The 18,733-nt window shown below is 72.4% G+C and carries 15 protein-coding genes; 8 read left to right on the top strand and 7 right to left on the bottom strand.

Annotated elements, in window-relative coordinates:
• Positions 1-20 precede the first annotated feature (20 nt).
• The gene (locus AB0N27_RS11280; RefSeq protein ID WP_364366896.1) at positions 21-863 is read right to left on the bottom strand and encodes an endo alpha-1,4 polygalactosaminidase; all 843 of its coding nucleotides are present in this window, start codon (positions 861-863) and stop codon (positions 21-23) included.
• A 117-nt stretch (positions 864-980) separates the two neighbouring features.
• Positions 981-2,105 carry a CAP domain-containing protein gene (locus AB0N27_RS11275; protein ID WP_364366893.1) on the bottom strand — a complete coding sequence of 375 codons (1,125 nt, stop codon included), beginning with the start codon at positions 2,103-2,105 and terminating at the stop codon, positions 981-983.
• 373 nt (positions 2,106-2,478) lie between these two features.
• Between AB0N27_RS11275 and AB0N27_RS11270 the strand changes: the two genes are divergently transcribed.
• The 3 genes from AB0N27_RS11270 to AB0N27_RS11260 all read left to right on the top strand — a co-directional run bounded on the left by AB0N27_RS11270 (position 2,479) and on the right by AB0N27_RS11260 (position 7,255).
• The gene (locus tag AB0N27_RS11270) at positions 2,479-2,673 is read left to right on the top strand and encodes a hypothetical protein (RefSeq protein ID WP_007456482.1); all 195 of its coding nucleotides are present in this window, start codon (positions 2,479-2,481) and stop codon (positions 2,671-2,673) included.
• Positions 2,674-3,020: 347 nt separating this feature from the next.
• Positions 3,021-6,635 carry a chromosome segregation protein SMC gene (gene smc, locus AB0N27_RS11265; RefSeq protein ID WP_364366889.1) on the top strand — a complete coding sequence of 1,205 codons (3,615 nt, stop codon included), beginning with the start codon at positions 3,021-3,023 and terminating at the stop codon, positions 6,633-6,635.
• Positions 6,635-7,255: an HAD-IA family hydrolase gene (locus tag AB0N27_RS11260; RefSeq protein ID WP_364366886.1), complete on the top strand. Its 621-nt coding sequence runs from the start codon at positions 6,635-6,637 to the stop codon at positions 7,253-7,255. Before smc ends, AB0N27_RS11260 begins: the two co-directional genes overlap by 1 nt.
• A 6-nt stretch (positions 7,256-7,261) precedes the next feature.
• Here AB0N27_RS11260 and AB0N27_RS11255 read toward each other — a convergent pair whose 3' ends face one another.
• The 5 genes from AB0N27_RS11255 to AB0N27_RS11235 form a co-directional block, all read right to left on the bottom strand.
• Positions 7,262-7,792 carry a DinB family protein gene (locus AB0N27_RS11255; RefSeq protein ID WP_364366883.1) on the bottom strand — a complete coding sequence of 177 codons (531 nt, stop codon included), beginning with the start codon at positions 7,790-7,792 and terminating at the stop codon, positions 7,262-7,264.
• A 43-nt stretch (positions 7,793-7,835) separates the two neighbouring features.
• A complete protein-coding gene (locus tag AB0N27_RS11250) occupies positions 7,836-8,330 on the bottom strand; it encodes a universal stress protein (RefSeq protein WP_364366880.1) in 495 nt (164 codons plus the stop codon).
• Positions 8,327-9,913, bottom strand: coding sequence for an MDR family MFS transporter (locus AB0N27_RS11245; protein ID WP_364366877.1), 1,587 nt, complete (start codon positions 9,911-9,913; stop codon positions 8,327-8,329). The genes AB0N27_RS11250 and AB0N27_RS11245 overlap by 4 nt, the downstream gene beginning before the upstream one ends.
• 135 nt (positions 9,914-10,048) lie before the next feature.
• Positions 10,049-10,489, bottom strand: coding sequence for a MarR family transcriptional regulator (locus AB0N27_RS11240; protein ID WP_364366874.1), 441 nt, complete (start codon positions 10,487-10,489; stop codon positions 10,049-10,051).
• Between the two features lie 10 nt (positions 10,490-10,499).
• Positions 10,500-12,227 (bottom strand): alkaline phosphatase D family protein, encoded by a 1,728-nt coding sequence (locus tag AB0N27_RS11235; protein ID WP_364366872.1) that lies wholly within the window; start codon positions 12,225-12,227, stop codon positions 10,500-10,502.
• 83 nt (positions 12,228-12,310) lie between these two features.
• Here AB0N27_RS11235 and ftsY point away from each other — a divergent pair, with 83 nt between their 5' ends.
• From ftsY to AB0N27_RS11210, 5 genes are all read left to right on the top strand, one after another.
• Positions 12,311-13,495 carry a signal recognition particle-docking protein FtsY gene (ftsY, locus tag AB0N27_RS11230; RefSeq protein ID WP_364366869.1) on the top strand — a complete coding sequence of 395 codons (1,185 nt, stop codon included), beginning with the start codon at positions 12,311-12,313 and terminating at the stop codon, positions 13,493-13,495.
• Between the two features lie 6 nt (positions 13,496-13,501).
• Complete coding sequence (locus AB0N27_RS11225) at positions 13,502-14,365, top strand: aminoglycoside phosphotransferase family protein (protein ID WP_364366866.1); 864 nt, start codon at positions 13,502-13,504, stop codon at positions 14,363-14,365.
• 198 nt (positions 14,366-14,563) lie between these two features.
• Positions 14,564-15,973 (top strand): ammonium transporter, encoded by a 1,410-nt coding sequence (locus AB0N27_RS11220; RefSeq protein WP_364366863.1) that lies wholly within the window; start codon positions 14,564-14,566, stop codon positions 15,971-15,973.
• Between the two features lie 25 nt (positions 15,974-15,998).
• Entirely contained in the window at positions 15,999-16,337 is a 339-nt protein-coding gene (locus tag AB0N27_RS11215; protein WP_172862163.1) for a P-II family nitrogen regulator, read from the top strand.
• Between the two features lie 17 nt (positions 16,338-16,354).
• A complete protein-coding gene (locus AB0N27_RS11210; protein WP_364366860.1) occupies positions 16,355-18,631 on the top strand; it encodes a [protein-PII] uridylyltransferase in 2,277 nt (758 codons plus the stop codon).
• Positions 18,632-18,733: the final 102 nt, after the last annotated feature.

The following is an 18,733-nucleotide window of genomic DNA, read 5'->3' as shown; positions in this document are numbered from 1 at the left end:
AGCGGCCCGGCCAGCCCGTTTCAGGGCAGCGGGCAGGGGTCCCGCGAGGCGTCAAGCGTGCGGTCCTTGCGGATCGAGGCGAAGCCGTAGCCGACGGTCGTGACGCAGAAGTCGCCTGTCGAGCCGGTGTACTCGACGTGGAAGACGGGCTTGCCGGCGTCGGCGAACGGCAGCAGTTTGGCGCACTGGCCCAGGCGGACGCACTCCTCGTTCACCGCGAAGTCGAAGTCCGGTGCGAGCGCGGCGACCTGCGGCACGTCGTTGACCAGGCCGGGGGAGAGGCTCAGCGAGCGCGCCAGCTCGGCCAGCCGGCGGTTGAACAGCAACTGGTCGTCGAAGTCGAGCGGGAACCCGGTGCGGGACGCGTACCCGTCGGCGTCGGCGAGGGCCACCGCGCCGAAGCCCTTGCCCCGGCATAGCCGGAACCGGTCGGCCAGCACCTGTCGCAGCGCGTCCCAACTCCGGACGTCCAGCCACCGGCTGCCGGGTCGACGCCCGACCGCGCCCCGTACGACCTCCGGGAAGCGGCTGGCGTCCGGGTCGTTCGGCCGGACCGATCCGACGTGCACCTGGCAGACCAGTCGACGGTCGTGCGAGCGCAGTTCGGCGGTCTGCGCGGCGGTGGTGTCCACCGGGTCCAGCAGGAAGACGTCCGCGTCCACCGTCGTGTCCAGCGGCCCGGTGAGCTGCCACTGCCACTGCCAGTGGCGGGACTGGCCGGACGGCCAGGCGGTGGGTGCTCCGGGCGGGGTCAGCTCGGCGCGACACCCGTACGCCGGCACGACCACCACCGCCACGAGGCCGGCGGCCAGGAGTCGGCGCAGTGAACGCGTCGCGGCAGGTCGCCGCGGCCGGATCCGCATCGGCAGCTCCCGGGTCCCGGGCGGCCCGTCGCCGCCCTCGGCCGGTACGCCGGCCCCGCGCTCGGCCCGACGTACCTCACCGGGTCAAACGAGCGCGGGGGTGCGGACGACGCGCGGTCAGCGCGGCGCCGCGAAGACCTGCGTCCAGTACGGGCCGTTGCTGCTGGCGATGCCGACGCCGATCTCGGTGAACGCGCAGTTCAGGATGTTGGCCCGGTGCCCGGAGCTGTTCATCCAGGCGTCCATCACCGACGCCGGGGTCTTCTGGTTCCAGGCCACGTTCTCGCCGTAGGTGCGCCACGCGTAGCCGACGCGGTCCAGCCGTACGCCGGCGTTGCTGCCGTCGCTGCCGGTGTGCGACATGTTCTGGTGGTCGGCCTGGTCCTGGCTGTGCTTCTGCGCGGCGGTCATGAGCTTGTCGTCGATGCTCAGCGCCTTGCACCCGGCCTTGGCCCGTTCGGCGTTGACCAGGTTCACCACCTCGCGCGCCTGGCTGCTCACCGTGCCGCTGGAGCTGCCGGAACCGTTTGTGGTGATCCCTCCGGTGCTGCGCGGTGCGACGCGTCGGGAGGCGGCGGTGGTACGCGACGGCGTCGGGCTGGGCTTGACGACCTTGCTCGGTGACGGGCTCGGCGGGGCGGCGGCCGTGGGTGTGCCGCTCGGGGAGGGCGCGACGAGGGTGTCCAGGGCCGGCTGTTCGGCGGGCGCCGCCGACGCGGCGTACGTGTCGTCGACGGCCGTCGGCTCGCTGGCCGTGTCGTCGCCACCGGGGAGCGCGAGCGCCCCGACGCCGAAGCTCACCACGAGGGTGGCCGCGGCGGCGGCACCTCCGATCATGAGCGGTCGCCGCCAGCGGCGCGGGGAGCGGTGCCGCCCCTCGCCGGGCCGTGCCGAGGGGTCGGCCTCGGCGGCGCTCCAGTCGTCGGCGGACTCCGGGCCGGCGTCGGCGCGCCAACCGCCTGTGGTGTCCGCGCGACCGCGCCAGTCCGTCGGGCCGTCGTCGGCCGGCCGGTGGGTCGGCCAGGCGGCGGTGTACGCGTCGGCGGGCGCGGCGGGCTCCGGCTGCCAGCGGGCGGTGGGCTGCTCGCGCTGCCACTCGTCGCCGGGGCGGTCCGGGTCGTCGCCGAACAGGTAGGCCGAGCGGGGCTCCGGGTGGTCGCGCAGCCAGTCCGGCTCGTCTGTCTGCCGCTCGGCGCTCCGGGGTGCGCCGTTCGGGTCCATCGGGTCGGTCCAGCCGTACACGCCTTTGCCTCCACGGGGTCGGTTGTTGGCCCGGGTGACGCTACGACCCGCCTGCGAGCTGCGGCAACGTGGCTAAGGAAGAGTTAAGGGGAAGTAGGACGCCAGGGGGCGGACTTCCGGGAATCGGGGCGTACAGTAAAGGTGTCCGGACAGAGCGTGTCCGTGCCGTGAAGGCAGCCCCCCGACAAGTGGACAGGTCGACGTGGAGATGATCTACGGCCTGCGAGAACTTGACGAAGGAGGGGTTTGCGGCTCAATATATAGGTGTCGCCAGTCGCGCCCGGTCATGCCCAGATACAGCCTGGAATGACAGCCGCGTACAAATGGGCGCGCGTTGGCCGGCCTTTCCGGCAGCGCATATCAAGGAGTCAGCATGGCGAAGGCCCTCTACGGCCACGTAGGTGCAGCGCCCGACCGGCGTCTGCTCGACGAGGTCACCCGACTGCGTGCCAGGGTTCAGGCACTGGAGTTCGAGATCACGCGTCTGCGTGCCGACAATGATCGGCTCGCGGCGGCTGCGGCGGAGGCGGACGATCTGCTCCGTCTGGCCGAGCCGGCGCTGACCTGACCTTCGGGTCGAAAAACTGAATCGCACCACCGCAGAAAAGCGCGCCGACACGTCACGTGCCGGCGCGCAACGCTGTCCGGCTCCCTTTCGCGTTCGACGATTCCTGATCTTGCACTGAGCCATACCGGAAACGGGCCGACACCGCGGAAATCCTCGACGGATAAGCCGATCATGAAACGCGCTTGTCTTTACCGCGCGACCCTTGCGGACGTGCCGCGCGCGCGTCGGCGACACCGTCCGGGGCGGGTCGCGTGCCGGCCCGCTCGCGTCACCGGGTTAGTCTGCGGGTTCACCCAGGTCCGCGCAGCCGGCGACGGTACGGCGGCCACCGGACGAGGATCGAGAAGGTGTATCTCAAGAGCCTGACGGTGAAGGGCTTCAAATCCTTCGCCTCCGCCACGACGTTGAAGCTGGAGCCCGGGATCACCTGCGTGGTGGGACCGAACGGCTCCGGCAAGTCCAACGTCGTCGACGCCATCGCCTGGGTGCTCGGCGAGCAGGGCGCCAAGGCGCTGCGCGGCGGCAAGATGGAGGACGTCATCTTCGCCGGCACCGCCGGCCGCGCGCCGCTGGGCCGCGCCGAGGTCACCCTCACCATCGACAACACCGACGGCGCGCTGCCGATCGAGTACACCGAGGTCTCCATCACCCGCCGGATGTTCCGCTCCGGCGAGAGCGAGTACGAGATCAACGGCAACTCCTGCCGGCTGCTCGACATCCAGGAGCTGCTGTCGGACTCCGGCATCGGTCGGGAGATGCACATCATCGTCGGCCAAGGCCGGCTCGACGGCATGCTGCACGCCAAGCCGGAGGACCGCCGCGCGTTCATCGAGGAGGCCGCCGGCGTCCTCAAGCATCGCAAGCGCAAGGAAAAGGCGCTGCGCAAGCTCGACGCCATGCAGGTGAACCTGAACCGCCTGACCGACCTCACCGCCGAGCTGCGCCGCCAGCTCAAGCCGCTGGGCCGGCAGGCGGAGGTGGCCCGCCGCGCCGCCGCAATCCAGGCGAACCTGCGCGACGCCCGCCTGCGGCTGCTCGCGGACGACCTGGCCACCCTGCGGACCACCCTGGACCGGGAGATCGCCGACGAGACCGCGTTGCGGGAGCGCCGCGAGCAGATCGAGGGTGAGCACGCCGAGGTGCAGGGCCGGCTCGGCGAACTGGAGGCTGCCCTCGCGGAGGACGCTCCGCTGCTCGCCGCCGCCCAGGACACCTGGTACAAGCTGTCCGCCCTGCAGGAACGCTTCCGCTCGATCGAGCAACTCGCCCGGGAACGCCTGCGGCACCTCAGCGCCACCGGCGACGACGAGCGGCCCGGCCGCGACCCGGACCAGCTGGAGGCCGAGGCCGAACGCGTCCGCGAGCAGGAGGAGGAGCTGCGCGCGGCCCTCACCGACGACCAGATCCGGCTGGCCGAGGCGGTGGAGCACCGCCAGGAGCTGGAACGGCAGCTCGCCGCCGCCGAACGGGAGCTGGTCGCCGCCGCCAAGGCCATCGCCGACCGGCGCGAGGGAATGGCCCGGCTCACCGGCCAGGTCAACTCGGCCCGCGCCCGGACCACAAGCGCCGGCGAGGAGATCGAACGGCTCGCCGTCGCGCACGCCGACGCGCTTGCCCGTGCCGAACAGGCACAGGCCGACCTGGACGCGGTGGCCGCGCAGTCCACCGAGGCGGACCGGGACAACGCCGACCTGGACGCCCGGCACGCCGAGGCGGTCGCCGAGCAGGAGCGTGCGCAGGCCACCGTCCGGTCGCTCGCCGACGCGGAGCGGGCCGCCGAGAAGGACGCCGCCACCTGGAAGGCCCGCGAGGAGGCGCTCGCCCTGGGTCTGCGGCGCAAGGACGGGGCCGGCGCGCTGCTCGCCCGCGCCGACGACGTACCCGGCCTGCTCGGCAGCCTCGCCGGGCTGCTCACCGTCGCCCCCGGCAACGAGGCCGCGCTGGCCGCCGCGCTCGGTGGGCTCGCCGACGCGGTCGCCGTGAGCGGGGTCGACGAGGCAGTCGAGGCGATGCGGCTGTTGAAGATCTCCGACGCCGGCCGGGCCGGCCTGCTTATCGGCAGCCCGGCCGGACCTGGCATGACCGGCTCCGCCGACGCGCTGCGCCCGAAGCTGCCCGACGGCGCCCGCTGGGCACCCGACCTGGTGGAGTGCGGCGCCGAGCTGCGTCCGGCTGTGCACCGGGCGCTGCGGGACGTGGCGCTCGTCGACGACCTGGCCGCCGCGGCGGAGCTTGTCGCCGGCAACCCGGAGTTGCGCGCCGTCACCCCGGACGGGGACGTGGTCGGCGCGTACGCGGCGGCCGGCGGGTCGGCGAAGGCACCCAGCTACATCGAGGTGCAGGCCGCCGTCGAGGAAGCCCGTACCAACCGGCTCACCGCCGAGCAGGCCGGCGCGGAACTGCGCGACCAACTCGTCGAGGCGCGCGCCGAGGTGACCGCCGCCAAGGAGCGGGTGCAGCACGCCGCCGCCGAAAAGCGCGAGGCGGAGAGCCACCGCAACGCCGCCGCCCGCCGGCTCGCCGAGCTGGGCGCGGCTGCCCGCTCGGCGAAGGCGGAGACCGACCGGCTCGGCGACTCCCGCTCCCGCGCCGAGGCCGCCCGGCAGAGGGACCTCACCGCGCTCGCCGAGCTGGAGGAGCGGCTGCGCCTGGCCGAGGAGACCCCTGTCGACGCCGAGCCCTCCACCGAGGAACGGGACCAGCTCGCCGCCATGGTGCCGCAGGCCCGGCAGAACGAGATGGAGGTCCGGCTCGCGGTGCGTACCGCCGAGGAGCGGGTCTCCTCGATCGCCGGCCGGGCCGACTCCCTCGCGCGGCAGGCCACCGCGGAGCGCGCCGCGCGGGAACGCGCCGCTGCCCGGCGGGCCGCGCGTACCCGGGGCGCGGGCATCGCCCGGGCCGTCGCGGGCGGCGCCCGCGAGGCGCTGACCCGGCTCACCACCTCGATCGCGACAGCCGAGGAGCACCGCGACGCGGTCGCCCGGGAACGGGCCGCCCGCGAGGCGGAGCTCCAGGAGGTACGCGGGGCCGCCAAGCGGCTCGGCGCCGAGCTGGAGCGGCTGACCAGCCAGGTGCACCGGGACGAGGTGGCCCGCGCCGAGCAGCGGCTGCGCATCGAGCAGTTGGAGGCGAAGGCCGCCGAGGACTTCGGGCTGGACGTGGAGAGCCTGGTCGCCGAGTACGGCCCCAACCAGCCGGTCCCGCCCACCCAGGCCGACGTGGCGATCGCCGAACGGGACGGGCTGCCGGTGCCCGAGCCGGTCCGCTACGAGCGGCCGGTGCAGGAGAAGCGTGCCGCCAAGGCGGAACGCGAACTGGCCCTGCTCGGCAAGGTCAACCCGCTCGCGCTCGAGGAGTTCGCCGCGCTGGAGGAGCGCTTCAAGTTTCTCTCCGAGCAGTTGGAGGACCTCAAGGCCACCCGGCGGGACCTGCTCACCGTGGTCAAGGACGTCGACGAGCGGATCCTGGAGGTCTTCGCCAGCGCGTTCGAGGACACCGCCCGGGAGTTCGAGCAGGTGTTCACAGTGCTCTTCCCCGGCGGCGAGGGCCGGTTGATCCTCACCGACCCCGAGGATCTGCTCACCACGGGCGTCGAGGTGGAGGCCCGCCCGCCGGGCAAGAAGATCAAGCGGCTGTCGCTGCTCTCCGGTGGCGAGCGGTCGCTGACCGCGGTGGCCATGCTGGTGGCGATCTTCCGCGCCCGGCCCAGCCCGTTCTACATCATGGACGAGGTGGAGGCGGCCCTGGACGACGTGAACCTGGGCCGGCTGATCACGTTGCTGGCACAGTTGCGGGAGAAGAGTCAGCTGATCGTCATCACCCACCAGAAGCGGACGATGGAGATCGCCGACGCGCTCTACGGCGTGACCATGCGCAGCGGGGTCACGCAGGTGATCAGCCAACGGCTCAACCGGGCCGACGAGGACGACAAGCGGCACAGCCGCGGCGAGGAGAACGGGTAGTGGCTCGGGAACGCGCGACGGCGCTCCTGCTGGACTTCGACGGGGTACTGCGCCGGTGGGACCCGGCGGTCGCCGCCGGGGTCGAGAAGGAATACGGCCTCTCCGAGGGGGTGCTCGGCGAGATCGCCATGCAGTGGGGGCGGCTCCAGCCGGTGCTCACCGGTCAGGTCAGCCACGCCGAGTGGATGAGCAGCGTGGCGGACGCCCTCACCGAGTCGGTGGGCAACCCGGAGCGGGCGCGCGCCGCCGTCGAGCAGTGGCAGAGCTACCGGGGTGAGGTCGACCCGGAGGTGCTGGAGTTCGTCCGGGAGGTCCGCGCGGCGGGCGTCCGTGTTGGGCTGGGCACCAACGCCACCGACCTGCTCGACACCGACCTGGCCGCGCTCGGCCTGGTCGGCGAGCTGGACGTGGTGGTCAACTCCTCGGCGGTCGGCGTGCACAAGCCGACGCCGGAGTACTTCCAGGCCGCCTGCCAGGCGCTTGCCACCCCGCCGGCCCGGGTGCTCTTCGTGGACGACGAGGACTGGGCGATCCGGGGCGCCCGCGCCGCCGGGCTGTCGGCGCACCGCTGGGGCGGACACGCCGACCTGCGCTACCTGCGGGCGGCCCTGGACTACTGAGGGCGCTCAGTCGCCGGTGACGCCGTCGATGCGTTCCCGGATCAGGTCGGCGTGGCCGTTGTGCCGGGCGTACTCCTCGATCATGTGCACGTACACCCAGCGCAGGCTGAAGGTGCGGGTCCCGTCGCTGCGGATCAGCGTGAACGTCTCGTCCAGGGACCGTCCCTCGGCCGCGGTCCGTGCCGCTTCGACCTCGGCTTTGAAGGCGGCGAAGGCGGCCTCCGCGTCGGCGCCGGCCGCAGCGTGGAAGTCGGCGTCGTTGTCGGTGCTGTAGTCGAAGAGGTCGGGCAGGTCCTGGCCGGCGGAGCGCTGGCGGAACCAGGAGCGCTCGACATCGGTCATGTGCAGGACCAACCCGAGAAGGCTCAAGCCGGACGGCTCGACGCTTGCCGTGAGCAACTGCTCGGCGGTGAGGCCGGCGCACTTGTGCAGCAGGGTGTCGCGGTGGTAATCGAGCCAGCCGTCCAGCATGGTGCGCTCATCAGCGACCAGGGGCTCGTGCCTGCGGTCGATCTCCGGTGCTCTCCATGTCGTCATCGGGTCATCCTGCGGCTCGGGTACGACAGCCGCGAGCGGGTTTTCACGGCACCACGACGACGGGCCAGCGCCCGGTGCGGACCAGGCGGGTCGCGACCGAGCCGACCAGCCGGTGACCGGCCTGTTCGGAGGCGCCCACCACGACCATGTCGGCCTGGCACTCGTCGGCTGCCGCGCACAGCTCGGTGTACGCGTCGCCGCGCCGGCACAGGAACGTCACCGGGAGCCGCCACTCCTCGGCTCCGCGCCGGCACTCGCGACGCAGCTCGTCGGCCAGCTCGTCGTGGGTGCGCTGGATGGCGGCGGCGTCCACCCCGGGCACGAGTGCGCTCAGCCCGCTCGACGAGCTGACGAAGACCACCACGAGGGCGGCACCCTGGCGGCGGGCCAGGCCTGCGGCGTACGCGCCGGCCCGCTCGGAGGTGCGGGTGCCGTCCACGCCGACCAGGACGACCCGGGGACCGTCGGTGCCCCGCTCGAACGGCACCGGACGGGTCCGGGGGCCGTACTCCTCGCGGTCGGGTGCTCCCACGCTCATGCCGCTGCCTCCACTGTCGGCTTCCGCTCGATGTCGCCTGTCGTCGGTGAGCTGTTGTGCTGGCGCAGCGGCACTTCCTTGATGAAGATCACCGCGATCAGCGCGACAAGCGCGAAGGGCGCGGCGGCCAGGAAGATGTCACCGGCGCCGTGGCCGTACGCGCTCTCCACCACCGTCCGGATCGGGCCGGGCAGGGTGTGCACGTCGGGCAGGACTCCGCCGCTGCCCGAGCCGGCTGCGGAGATGCCGAGCCGTCCCAGGCCGTCCGCCGTGTAGCCGGTGACCCGGTGGGCGAGCACCGCACCGAGCACGGAGACGCCTATCGCGCCGCCCAGGCTGCGGAAGAACGCCACGGTCGAGCTGGCCACGCCGAGCTCGTGCGTGCCGACGGTGTTCTGCACGGCGAGGACCAGGTTCTGCATGGTCATGCCCAGGCCGACGCCGACCAGCGCCATGTAGACGCTGAGCAGGGTGAAGCTGGTGTCGGCCCGCAGCGTGCCCATCAGCGCGAAGCCGGCGGTGAGAAGTGCCGTACCGATCACCAGGAACCGCTTCCAGCGGCCGGTCCGGGTGATGATCCGGCCGCTCAGCGTCGAGGACACCAGCAGGCCGAGGATCATCGGGAGGGTCATCAGGCCGGACATGGTCGGGCTTTGGCCACGGCTGATCTGGAAGTACTGGCCGAGGAAGACCGAGGCGCCGAACATGCCCACGCCGACCGCGATGCTGGCGACGACAGCCAGGGCGATGGTGCGGTTGCGGAACAGCCGGGGCGGGATCATCGGCTCGGCGGCCCGGGTCTCCACCCGGATCGCCAGCGCGGCGAGCGCCAGGGCGCCGACCACCATGACGACGCTCTGCCAGGAGGCCCAGGCGAACTGGCCACCGGCGAGCGAGACCCAGATCAGCAGCACCGATACGGCCGCGGTGATCAGGGTGGCGCCCCACCAGTCGATCTGCGCCTTCCGCTTCACGACAGGCAGGTGCAGGGTCTTCTGGAGCACGACGAGCGCGGCGATGGCGAACGGCACGCCTACGTAGAAGCACCAGCGCCAGCCGAGCCACGAGGTGTCGACGATCACACCGCCGATCAGCGGGCCGCCGATGGTGCCGACGGCCATCACGGCGCCGAGGTAGCCGCTGTAGCGGCCCCGCTCGCGCGGCGCGATCATGGTCGCCATGATCACCTGGGCCAGCGCGGTGAGGCCACCGGCACCGATGCCCTGGAGCACCCGGCAGGCGATCAACTCGGTGGTGCCCTGTGCGGCGCCGGCCAGCACCGAACCCAGCACGTAGATCCCCAGGGAGATCTGGACCAGGAGCTTCTTGCTGGTCAGGTCTGCGAGTTTGCCCCAGATGGGGGTGGTCGCGGTGGTCGCGAGCAGGGCCGAGGTGACCACCCAGGTGTACGCGGACTGACCGCCGCGCAGCTCGGTGATGATCCGCGGCAGCGCGTTCGAGACGACCGTGGAGGAGAGGATCGCGACGAACATGCCGAGCAGCAGGCCGGAGAGGGCCTGCAGGATCTGCCGGTGGGTCATGTCGACGCCGGTCGCCCGGGTGGGCGCTGTCGCCTGGCTCATCGTTGCTGCCTCCGGGTGGAGTCGAGGGGTGGAAGCGGGGGGCCGCGCGGGAGCGTTGCCTGAGGCAACCATTCAGAACTAGTTGCCTGAAGCAACAACCTATGAGACCCGAGGTTCATTCCCCGCACCGCGCTGTCACTGCCAGGCGTCGTTGAACCGGCCGAGCAGACGCGCGAACTCCTCGACGTCCCGGGCCGGCCAGTCGTTCATGGTGCGCAGCAGCTCCCCCACCCGCGCGGAACGGGCGGCGTCGAACCGGCGCTGGCCCTCCTCGGTGAACGTGATCTGCGCGGCCCGCCTGTCGCTCGGGTCGGGGTCGCGGCGGACCAGGCCGAGGACCTCCAGCGCGTTGATCTGCCGGCTCAGCGTCCCCTTGCCCACACCGAGCCGCGCCGCCAACTCGGTCAACCGGATCGACCCGCTACGCCGCAGCCAGAGCAGCAGCCCGTAGGTGTTCGGTTCGAGGTTCGGGTGCACCTCCCGGGCGATCTCCCACGAAACCGCCCGGCCACGACGCAACAGAGCGGTCAACTCGTGCTCGACCGCCCGGATCGGCTCCGGCAGGTGCTCATCCACGGGCTAGAGACTACGACGCGGCCCGCTCGCCGGCTGCCGACAGTCGGCGCCGCATCACCGGCCGCAGGCGTCCGTCCTTCGTGGTGCCCTCGATCGTCACGTCCGCCCCACGCCCCTCATGGGTCAGGGTGGCCACCGCGTTGCCGAAGTAGGGCCCGGCCAGCTTGCGCCAGCGCACCCCCGGCCGGCGGACACCCGCCGAACGGGCCAGCGCCCGGGTGGCCCCCGCCGGACCCGCCGACCAGCCCAGCCGCATCAACGGGCGGATCCCGGCCGGCACCTGGTTGTGGATCGGCGAGCAGGTGAGCTGGTGTACGGGGGTGACAACTGCCGGGTCGGCGAACCGGGCCCGGGCCACGTACGAATGGTGCACATCCCCGGAGAGCACGCTTATCGACGCCGGTGGGGCGTACGCCGGGCCGGCACCCACCCGGGCACCCGACTCCCTAGGGGTGCCGGTGCCGATCCGGGCAAACGTCTCCCCGAGCGCCTCGAAGGACCGCCGGAACGCCGCCCAGTGCTCCAGGTCGAGCGCCCGGCGCAGCTTCTCGGCGCCGCGCGCCACCCACGGCCGGCGCGAGTCCGCCAGCTTCTCGTTCCACGCCTCGATGTGGTGGATGCCCTGCGGCAGCAGCCAGGGCAGCGAGGCGCCGACCACGAGATGGTCGTAGACGCCGTGCGCCTGGTCGAGGAACCAGGACCACTCGCCCGGCGGCAGCATCGCCCGGCTGCCCGGTTCCAGCACCCGGCTGCACCTGTTGTCCAGCATGACCAGCCGAGTCCGGCCCAGGTCCAGGGCGAAACTCCACTGGTACTGCACGGCCCGCCAGCGCTCCGTGTCATGCGCCAGGTCGGACTCCTGGTCGACGCGGTGCCCGAACTCGCGCAGCACGCCCGTGGCGTCCTCGGCGGCGGCGACCTTCGCGAAGACCGGGTCGGCGGCGATCTCGTCCGGGGAGAGGTTGCCGAGGTGCTGGTAGACCCAGTACGAGGCGAGCCCGCTGCCGATCCGCTCCTGCCACCACGGCTGCTCGCGCATCTCGGCACGCCACGACTTCGAGGTGTTCCAGTCGTCGATGATCTCGTGATCGTCGAAGATCATCACGCTCGGCACGGTGGACAGCAGCCAGCGGATCTCCGGATCGCGCCACGACTCCAGGTACAGCTTCGTGTACTCGTCGAAGCTCACCACCTGGTCGGCCGGCGCGCCCTTCGGCCGCCGCCGGCGCCGACGCAGCAGCCGCCGCACCGTCGGCGAGGTCACATCGGCGTACACCTGGTCGCCGAGCAGCACCAGCAGGTCCGGCAGCGCGTCGGACTCCGGGTCGGCCATCAACCGCCTGGCGTACGCGTCGAGCGCGTCCGGCGGCAGCCTGCGGGTCGTGGAGTGCTGGGTGGTCTCCCGGCACGATCCGAAGATCAGGTTGACCGGCTGGTCCCGGTCGTCGGCCGCCCGGGTGCGGATCACGCTCGGCGGGAAGCCGCTGCTGGCCACCGGCCAGACCAGCTCGTCGTCGACGAGCACCTCGTAGGTGGTCGTGCTGTCCGGAGTGAGCCCCTCCACCACGACGAGGGCGTAGTGGTGGTCGTACGCCGAGAAGGTGGGCGCGGTGCCTGTGGCGCCGCCGGCGGTGCGGACCGTGACCACGGCGGGCGCCGCCGTCTCCACCCAGATGGTCGCCCTGGTGTCGACGACTCGCCGCAGGAGTGGGCCGATGAGGAGGTGTGCGGCGGGCATGTCGCCGAGCCTACCGCCGGTTCCTGGCACCAGCCGGGTGCGGTGGCTGGGACGCCGTCGCCGCCATCTGACAGGATTCCGGCATGGCCGAATATCTCGTCCTCGCTCTGGTCCTGCTCGGTGTGCTGATCGCCGGCACAGTCGGGCTGGTCGTGCCGCGGTTGCGGCGGCGGCCCGAGCCCCCGCTGCCCCGCACCGAGGTCGACACCAGGGCCGAAGAGGATCTCGCCGGCCCGCCGGTCGAGGCACCCGAGTCCGATCTGTCCACTGGTGTCCTCGTCGAGCCGCCACCGGTCATCGAGGCGCCCCCCGTCGAGGTGCCCGAGCCGACCGCCGGGCGGCTGGTCCGGCTCCGCTCGCGGCTGTCCCGCTCGCAGAACGTCTTCGGCAAGGGTCTGCTCGGCCTGCTCGCCCGCGACCACCTCGACGAGGACGTCTGGGAGGAGATCGAGGACAGCCTGATCAGCGCCGACGTGGGCGTCGACGCCACCCGGGACATCGTCGACCGGCTCCGCGAACGGACCCGGGTGCTCGGCACCCGCTCGGCCTCCGAGCTGCGCGCGCTGCTCGCCGCCGAGCTGGTCAACGCCCTCGACCCGGGCATGGACCGCTCGCTGCGGACCGCCCCGAAGGAGGGCGTCCCGGCAGTCGTGCTCGTGGTCGGCGTCAACGGCGCCGGCAAGACCACCACCTGCGGCAAGATCGCCCGGGTGCTGGTGGCCGACGGCCGCAGCGTGCTGCTCGGCGCCGCGGACACCTTCCGGGCCGCCGCCGCCGACCAGCTGGAGACCTGGGGGTCCCGCGTCGGCGCCGAAACCGTCCGGGGGCCCGAGGCCGCCGACCCGGCGAGCGTCGCCTTCGACGCGGTCAAGCGCGGCATCGACACGGGCGTGGACACCGTGCTCATCGACACCGCCGGCCGGCTGCAGAACAAGGTCGGCCTGATGGACGAGCTGGGCAAGGTCAAGCGCGTGGTCGAGAAGCAGGGGCCGATCGACGAGACACTGCTCATCCTGGACGCCACCACCGGGCAGAACGGCCTGGAACAGGCCCGGGTCTTCACCGAGGTGGTGAACGTGACGGGCGTGGTGCTGACCAAGCTCGACGGCACCGCCAAGGGCGGCATCGTGATCGCCGTACAACGCAAGCTCGGCATCCCGGTGAAGCTCGTCGGTCTCGGCGAAGGCAAGGACGACCTGGCCCCGTTCGACCCCGCGCAGTTCGTCGACGCGCTGCTGGGGACCGAGGCCACCGGACGGGACGCGTAGTCTCTGGTGACCACCGACGATCGCGCGTACGCGGGCTGGCGCGACCCCGGCCACCCCTCGCAGCGCCTCGGGAGACCGTACGTGACTTCGCAGGAGATCCCGCTGCACGGCGGCAACGTGAGCACGGTTGTCCGGGTCGGGGACACCGTCCGTCGCAACGCCGGGCCGTGGACCCCGTCCGTGCACGCGCTGCTGCGGCACCTGGAGTACGTGGGTTTCACAGGCGCCCCCAAGGCGCTCGGCATGGACGAACGCAACCGCGAGGTCCTGTCGTACCTGGAGGGGGAGTGCGGGGAGTACCCGCTCGCCCCCCACTGGGTGACCGACGAGGCGCTTGTCACAGTCGCCACCATGCTGCGGATGTTCCACGACGCGCAGTACGGCTTCACCCCGCCGCCCGGTGCGGTCTGGCGCTCGTTCGGGCCGCCGCCGCCGGACACCGAGGTGATCTGCCACCACGACGCCGCGCCGCACAACGTGATCTGGCGACCCGACGGCACGCTTGGCCTGATCGACTTCGACCTCGCGTCGCCAGGCGCCCGGATCTACGACGTGGCGTACGCGGCCTGGACGTGGGTGCCGATCTTCGCAGACCGGGACTCGATCACCCTGGGGTGGAGGCGTCCGGACAGGCCGCGCCGGTTGCGCCTCTTCGCCGACGCGTACGGGCTGATCCCGCGGGACCGGCACCGGCTGATCCGCACCATCCGCAAGCGGATCGTGGACCACGTCGAGGGGATCCGTCGAATGGCCGCCGCCGGTGAGCCGGCGTTCGTTCGGATCGTGCACAAGGGCCACCTACGCCGGCCGATGCGCGACCTGCGGCTGCTCGACTACGAGCGGCACGCCCTGGAGAACGCCCTCCGCTGAGCTGTTCGAACGATCCACCATCGTCCATGCCGCCGACTGTGCGGACTTCGTGACACGTACGAAACAACCTGTCACGAAACGGAAACCGGCACGGGCCCCTGGGTGAAACAGCCGGCCGCGAAGCTTCCGCGCAACCGGCCTACGGGCGACGCTGCCCCGGAAAGCCGCGAAGGAGGACTTCACCTTTAGGAGGCCAGCGTGCCTGAAGCACCGACGATCGACGGCGCCAATACCACGTGGCTGCTGGTTTCGACCGCGCTCGTGCTGCTCATGACCCCCGGACTGGCGCTGTTCTACGGCGGCCTCAACCGGGCCAAGGGCGTACTCAACATGATGATGATGAGCTTCTCCGCCATCGGGCTCATCAGTGTTCTGTGGTGGTTCTACGGCTTCAGCGTCGCCTTCGGGACCGACGTGAACGGTTTCTGGGGCGACCCGGGCGCGTACCTCGGCACCAAGACCTTCCTCGCCGAGACCGACCTGTGGGGTGCCACGGCGGAGAACCCCAGCGGCATCGGGGTCCCGCTCTACGTGTTCATGGCCTTCCAGATGGTCTTCGCGGTGATCACCGTCGCGCTGATCAGCGGCGCCATCGCCGACCGGGCCAAGTTCGCCGGCTGGCTGCTGTTCGCGTTCGGCTGGGCCACCCTTGTCTACTTCCCGGTCGCCCACTGGGTGTGGGGCGGCGGCATCATCGGCGCCGACATCCACGCGCTCGACTTCGCCGGCGGTACCGCTGTGCACATCAACGCCGGTGCGGCGGCCCTGGCCGTGGCGCTGGTGCTCGGCAGGCGGCTCGGCTGGCCGCGTGAGGGCATGAAGCCGCACAACATCCCGCTCGTCGCGCTCGGCGCCGGTCTGCTGTGGTTCGGCTGGTTCGGGTTCAACGCCGGCTCGGAACTGACCGTCGACTCGGTCGCCGGTCTCGCCTTCATCAACACGCAGCTCGCCACGGCGGCGGCGGTGCTCGGCTGGATCGCTGTCGAGTGGATCAAGGACCGGAAGCCGACGATGGTGGGCGCCTCGTCCGGCGCCATCGCCGGCCTGGTCGCCATCACCCCGGCCTGTGGCTTCATCGCCCCCTGGGCGGCCGTCCTGCTCGGCGTCGTCGCCGGCGCGGTGTGCGCCGTCGCCGTCGGCCTCAAGTACAAGCTCGGCTTCGACGACTCCCTCGACGTGGTAGGTGTGCACTTCGTCGGTGGTTGGATCGGGTCGCTCTGGCTGGGCCTGTTCGCCACCAACTCGGTGAACGCCGCGATCAGCGACGTGGTGGGTGCCTCCGACGGCCTCTTCTACGGCGGCGGCGCGACCCAGCTCGGACGGCAGGCCCTGGCCGGCCTGATCGTCACCGTGTGGTCGTTCGGCATCGCCTGGGTGCTGGCCTTCGTCATCGAGAAGACGATCGGCTTCCGCGTCCGGGGCGAGGCCGAGGTCGAGGGCATCGACATCGCCGAGCACGCCGAGAGCAGCTACGACCTGTCTCCTGCGGGCGGCGGCACGGGCAGCGCGTTCGCGATGGCCGGCATCGGCACCCCCGGTGGCGGTACGAGCGGCGCCAAGCCGGAGGCGGAGCCCGCCGAGCCCGTAAGCGAAAAGGTCGCCGGTTAACGTTCCTGGGATGGAGGGGTTGGACATGAAGCTGGTGACCGCGGTCATCAAGCCGTACCAGCTGGACGCGGTGAAGGAGGCCCTGCACGCCCTCGGCGTGGCCGGGCTGACCGTCAGCGAGGTCCAGGGGTACGGGCGGCAGAAGGGGCACACCGAGGTCTACCGGGGTGCCGAGTACACGGTCGAGTTCCTGCCCAAGATCCGGGTAGAGGTGCTCACCGACGAGATCGACGTGGACAAGGTGGTGGACGCCATCGTCGGCGCCGCCCGTACCGGCAAGATCGGTGACGGCAAGGTCTGGGTCACCGGTGTCGAAGAGGTCGTCCGGGTACGCACCGGCGAGCGCGGCCTCGACGCCCTCTGACGTCGACCACCACTGACATGACCTCGTTGATCAAGGGGAACGCGTCCGGTCAGGCAGCTGACGGCGACGCGAACCTCCTGATCAACGAGGTCGTCGGCGTACGCGGGGGGATCGGGGAGGCCGCCCGGGTGGGGCGGGCGGCCGCGTACGACGCCTTCCTGCGCGGGCTGCTGCCGGCGCGGGACGGCGTGGCGCTGCTCGCCGTCGGCGGGTTGGGGCGTCGGCAGTGCGCGCCGTACGGCGACCTCGACCTGGTCCTCCTGCACGCCGGGGTGCCCGGCACCGACGAACTGGCCGCCTCGGTGTGGTACCCGATCTGGGACGCAGGCCTGCGCCTCGACCACTCGGTACGCACCGTCTCCGAAGCGCTGTCGGTGGCCCAGGACGACGTCAAGGTGGCCCTCGGGTTGCTCGACGCGCGGCTGGTGGCCGGCGACCGGGCACTGGCCGACTCGCTGATCCGTACCGCCGCCGACCACTGGCGGCGCACCGCCGTGCGGCACCTGCCCGGTCTGCGGACGGTCACCGAGGCCCGCTGGCAGGCCCACGGCGAGCTGGCCTTCCTGCTGGAGGGTGACCTCAAGGAGGCCGCCGGCGGGCTACGGGACGTGGGGCTGCTGCGGGCGATCTCCGCCGCCGGCATCACCGACGCGCTGCGCCCTGCCGTACGCGCCGCCCACAGGCGCCTGCTGGACACCCGCGACGCCCTGCACCAGCAGGTCGGCCGACGGGTCGACCGGCTGGTCGCCCAGGAACGCGACGGCGTGGCCGCGCTGCTGGGGCTGGAGAACGGCGACGCTCTCCTGCGCCGTGTCGCCGGGGACGCCCGCACGGTCAGCCACGCCCTGGACGACGCCTTCCGGGCCGCGGACCGGCTGCGGTCCGGCAGGTCCCGGGGCGGAAACGGTCGTCCCGTCCGCCGCCCGGTGGCCCGTGACGTCGTCGAACACGACGGCGAGTTGGTGCTCGCGCGGACCGCGATCGGAGCACGCCCCGACCCGAGCCTGTCCCTGCGGATCGCCGCCGCGGCGGCCGCCACCCGGCTGCCGATCGCGCGAGCCACCTGCGAGTGGCTGGCGGCGTACTGCCCCCCGCTGCCCGCGCCCTGGCCGGCCGAGGCCAGGGCCGCGCTCACCACGCTGCTGGGCGCCGGTCCCGGTCTGGTGCCGGCCTGGGAGACGTGTGACAGGTACGGGCTTGTCGACGGCTGGCTGCCCGAGTGGACCCGCCTGCGCAGCCTGCCCCAGCACAACCCGGTGCACCGCTACACCCTCGATCGGCACCTGGTGCAGACCGCACACGAGGCCAGCCGGCACACCCGCGAGGTGGAACGCCCCGACCTGCTGCTGCTCGGCGCCCTGCTGCACGACATCGGCAAGGGCCTCCCCGGTGACCACAGCACGGTCGGGGTGCCGCTCGCCGAGGCGGTGGCGACCCGGATCGGACTGCCGGCCGCCGAGGCCGAGCTGATCGGCAGGCTGGTACGTCTGCACCTGCTGCTGCCCGACGTGGCCACCCGCAGGGATTTGGCGGACCCGGTCACCATCGCCTCGGTGGCGGAGGCGGTAGGTGACACCGGCACGCTCGACCTGCTGCACGCGCTGGTCCGCGCGGACGCGGCGGCGACCGGGCCGGCGGCCTGGTCGGACTGGAAGGGCCGGCTCGTCGCCGAGCTGGTCTCCCGGGTCCGTACCGCACTGGACACCGGCGTACTGCCCGAGCCTCCGGCTCCGGACCCGGCACTGCTGGCCGGGCCGCTGCCTGTCGTCCACCTCGCCGAGGACCGGGTGGCGGTGGCCGCCGCCGACCGGCGTGGGCTGCTCGCCACGGTCGCCGGCTGCCTGGCGCTGCACCGGCTGGAAGTGATCTCGGCGGACGCCTCGGCCGTCGACGGGCGGGCCCTGGTCGAGTGCCGGGTGCAACCCCGGTACGGGCTGCCACCGGACCCGGTCCCACTCCGGGCCGACCTGCGCCGCGCCGTCGCCGGGGACGTGTCGGTCACCCAGCGCCTGCGCGGGCGTGCGCTCGCCGGTCGTGGCGCCGGCGCGGCACCCCGCGTGGTGTGGCACCGCGAGGCGGCCACCGACGCCGTGCTCCTGGAACTGCGCGCCGCCGACGCCGCCGGGCTGCTCTACCGGGTCGCCTGCGCGCTCGACGAGGCCGGCGCCCTGGTCCGCGCGGCCCGGATCTCCACCCTCGGCGGCGACGTGGTGGACGCCTTCTACCTGGTGGGCGGCTGGCCGGACGACGCCACCCGAGCCCGCCTCGAGGCCGCCGTCCTCGCCGCCGTCTGACCGGCGGTTCCCGGCCGTCGTCGAGCCGCGCGTCGCGCGACGACGGCCAGCTGCTCGTGCGAGCCGACCACCTCGTCGAGCGACATACCGCAGAGTCATGTT

Source organism: Micromonospora sp. NPDC093244 (assembly GCF_040683695.1).
GTDB lineage: Bacteria > Actinomycetota > Actinomycetes > Mycobacteriales > Micromonosporaceae > Micromonospora.
Note: the sequence above shows the minus strand (reverse complement) of the source record. Positions and strands in the feature narration are given on the sequence as shown.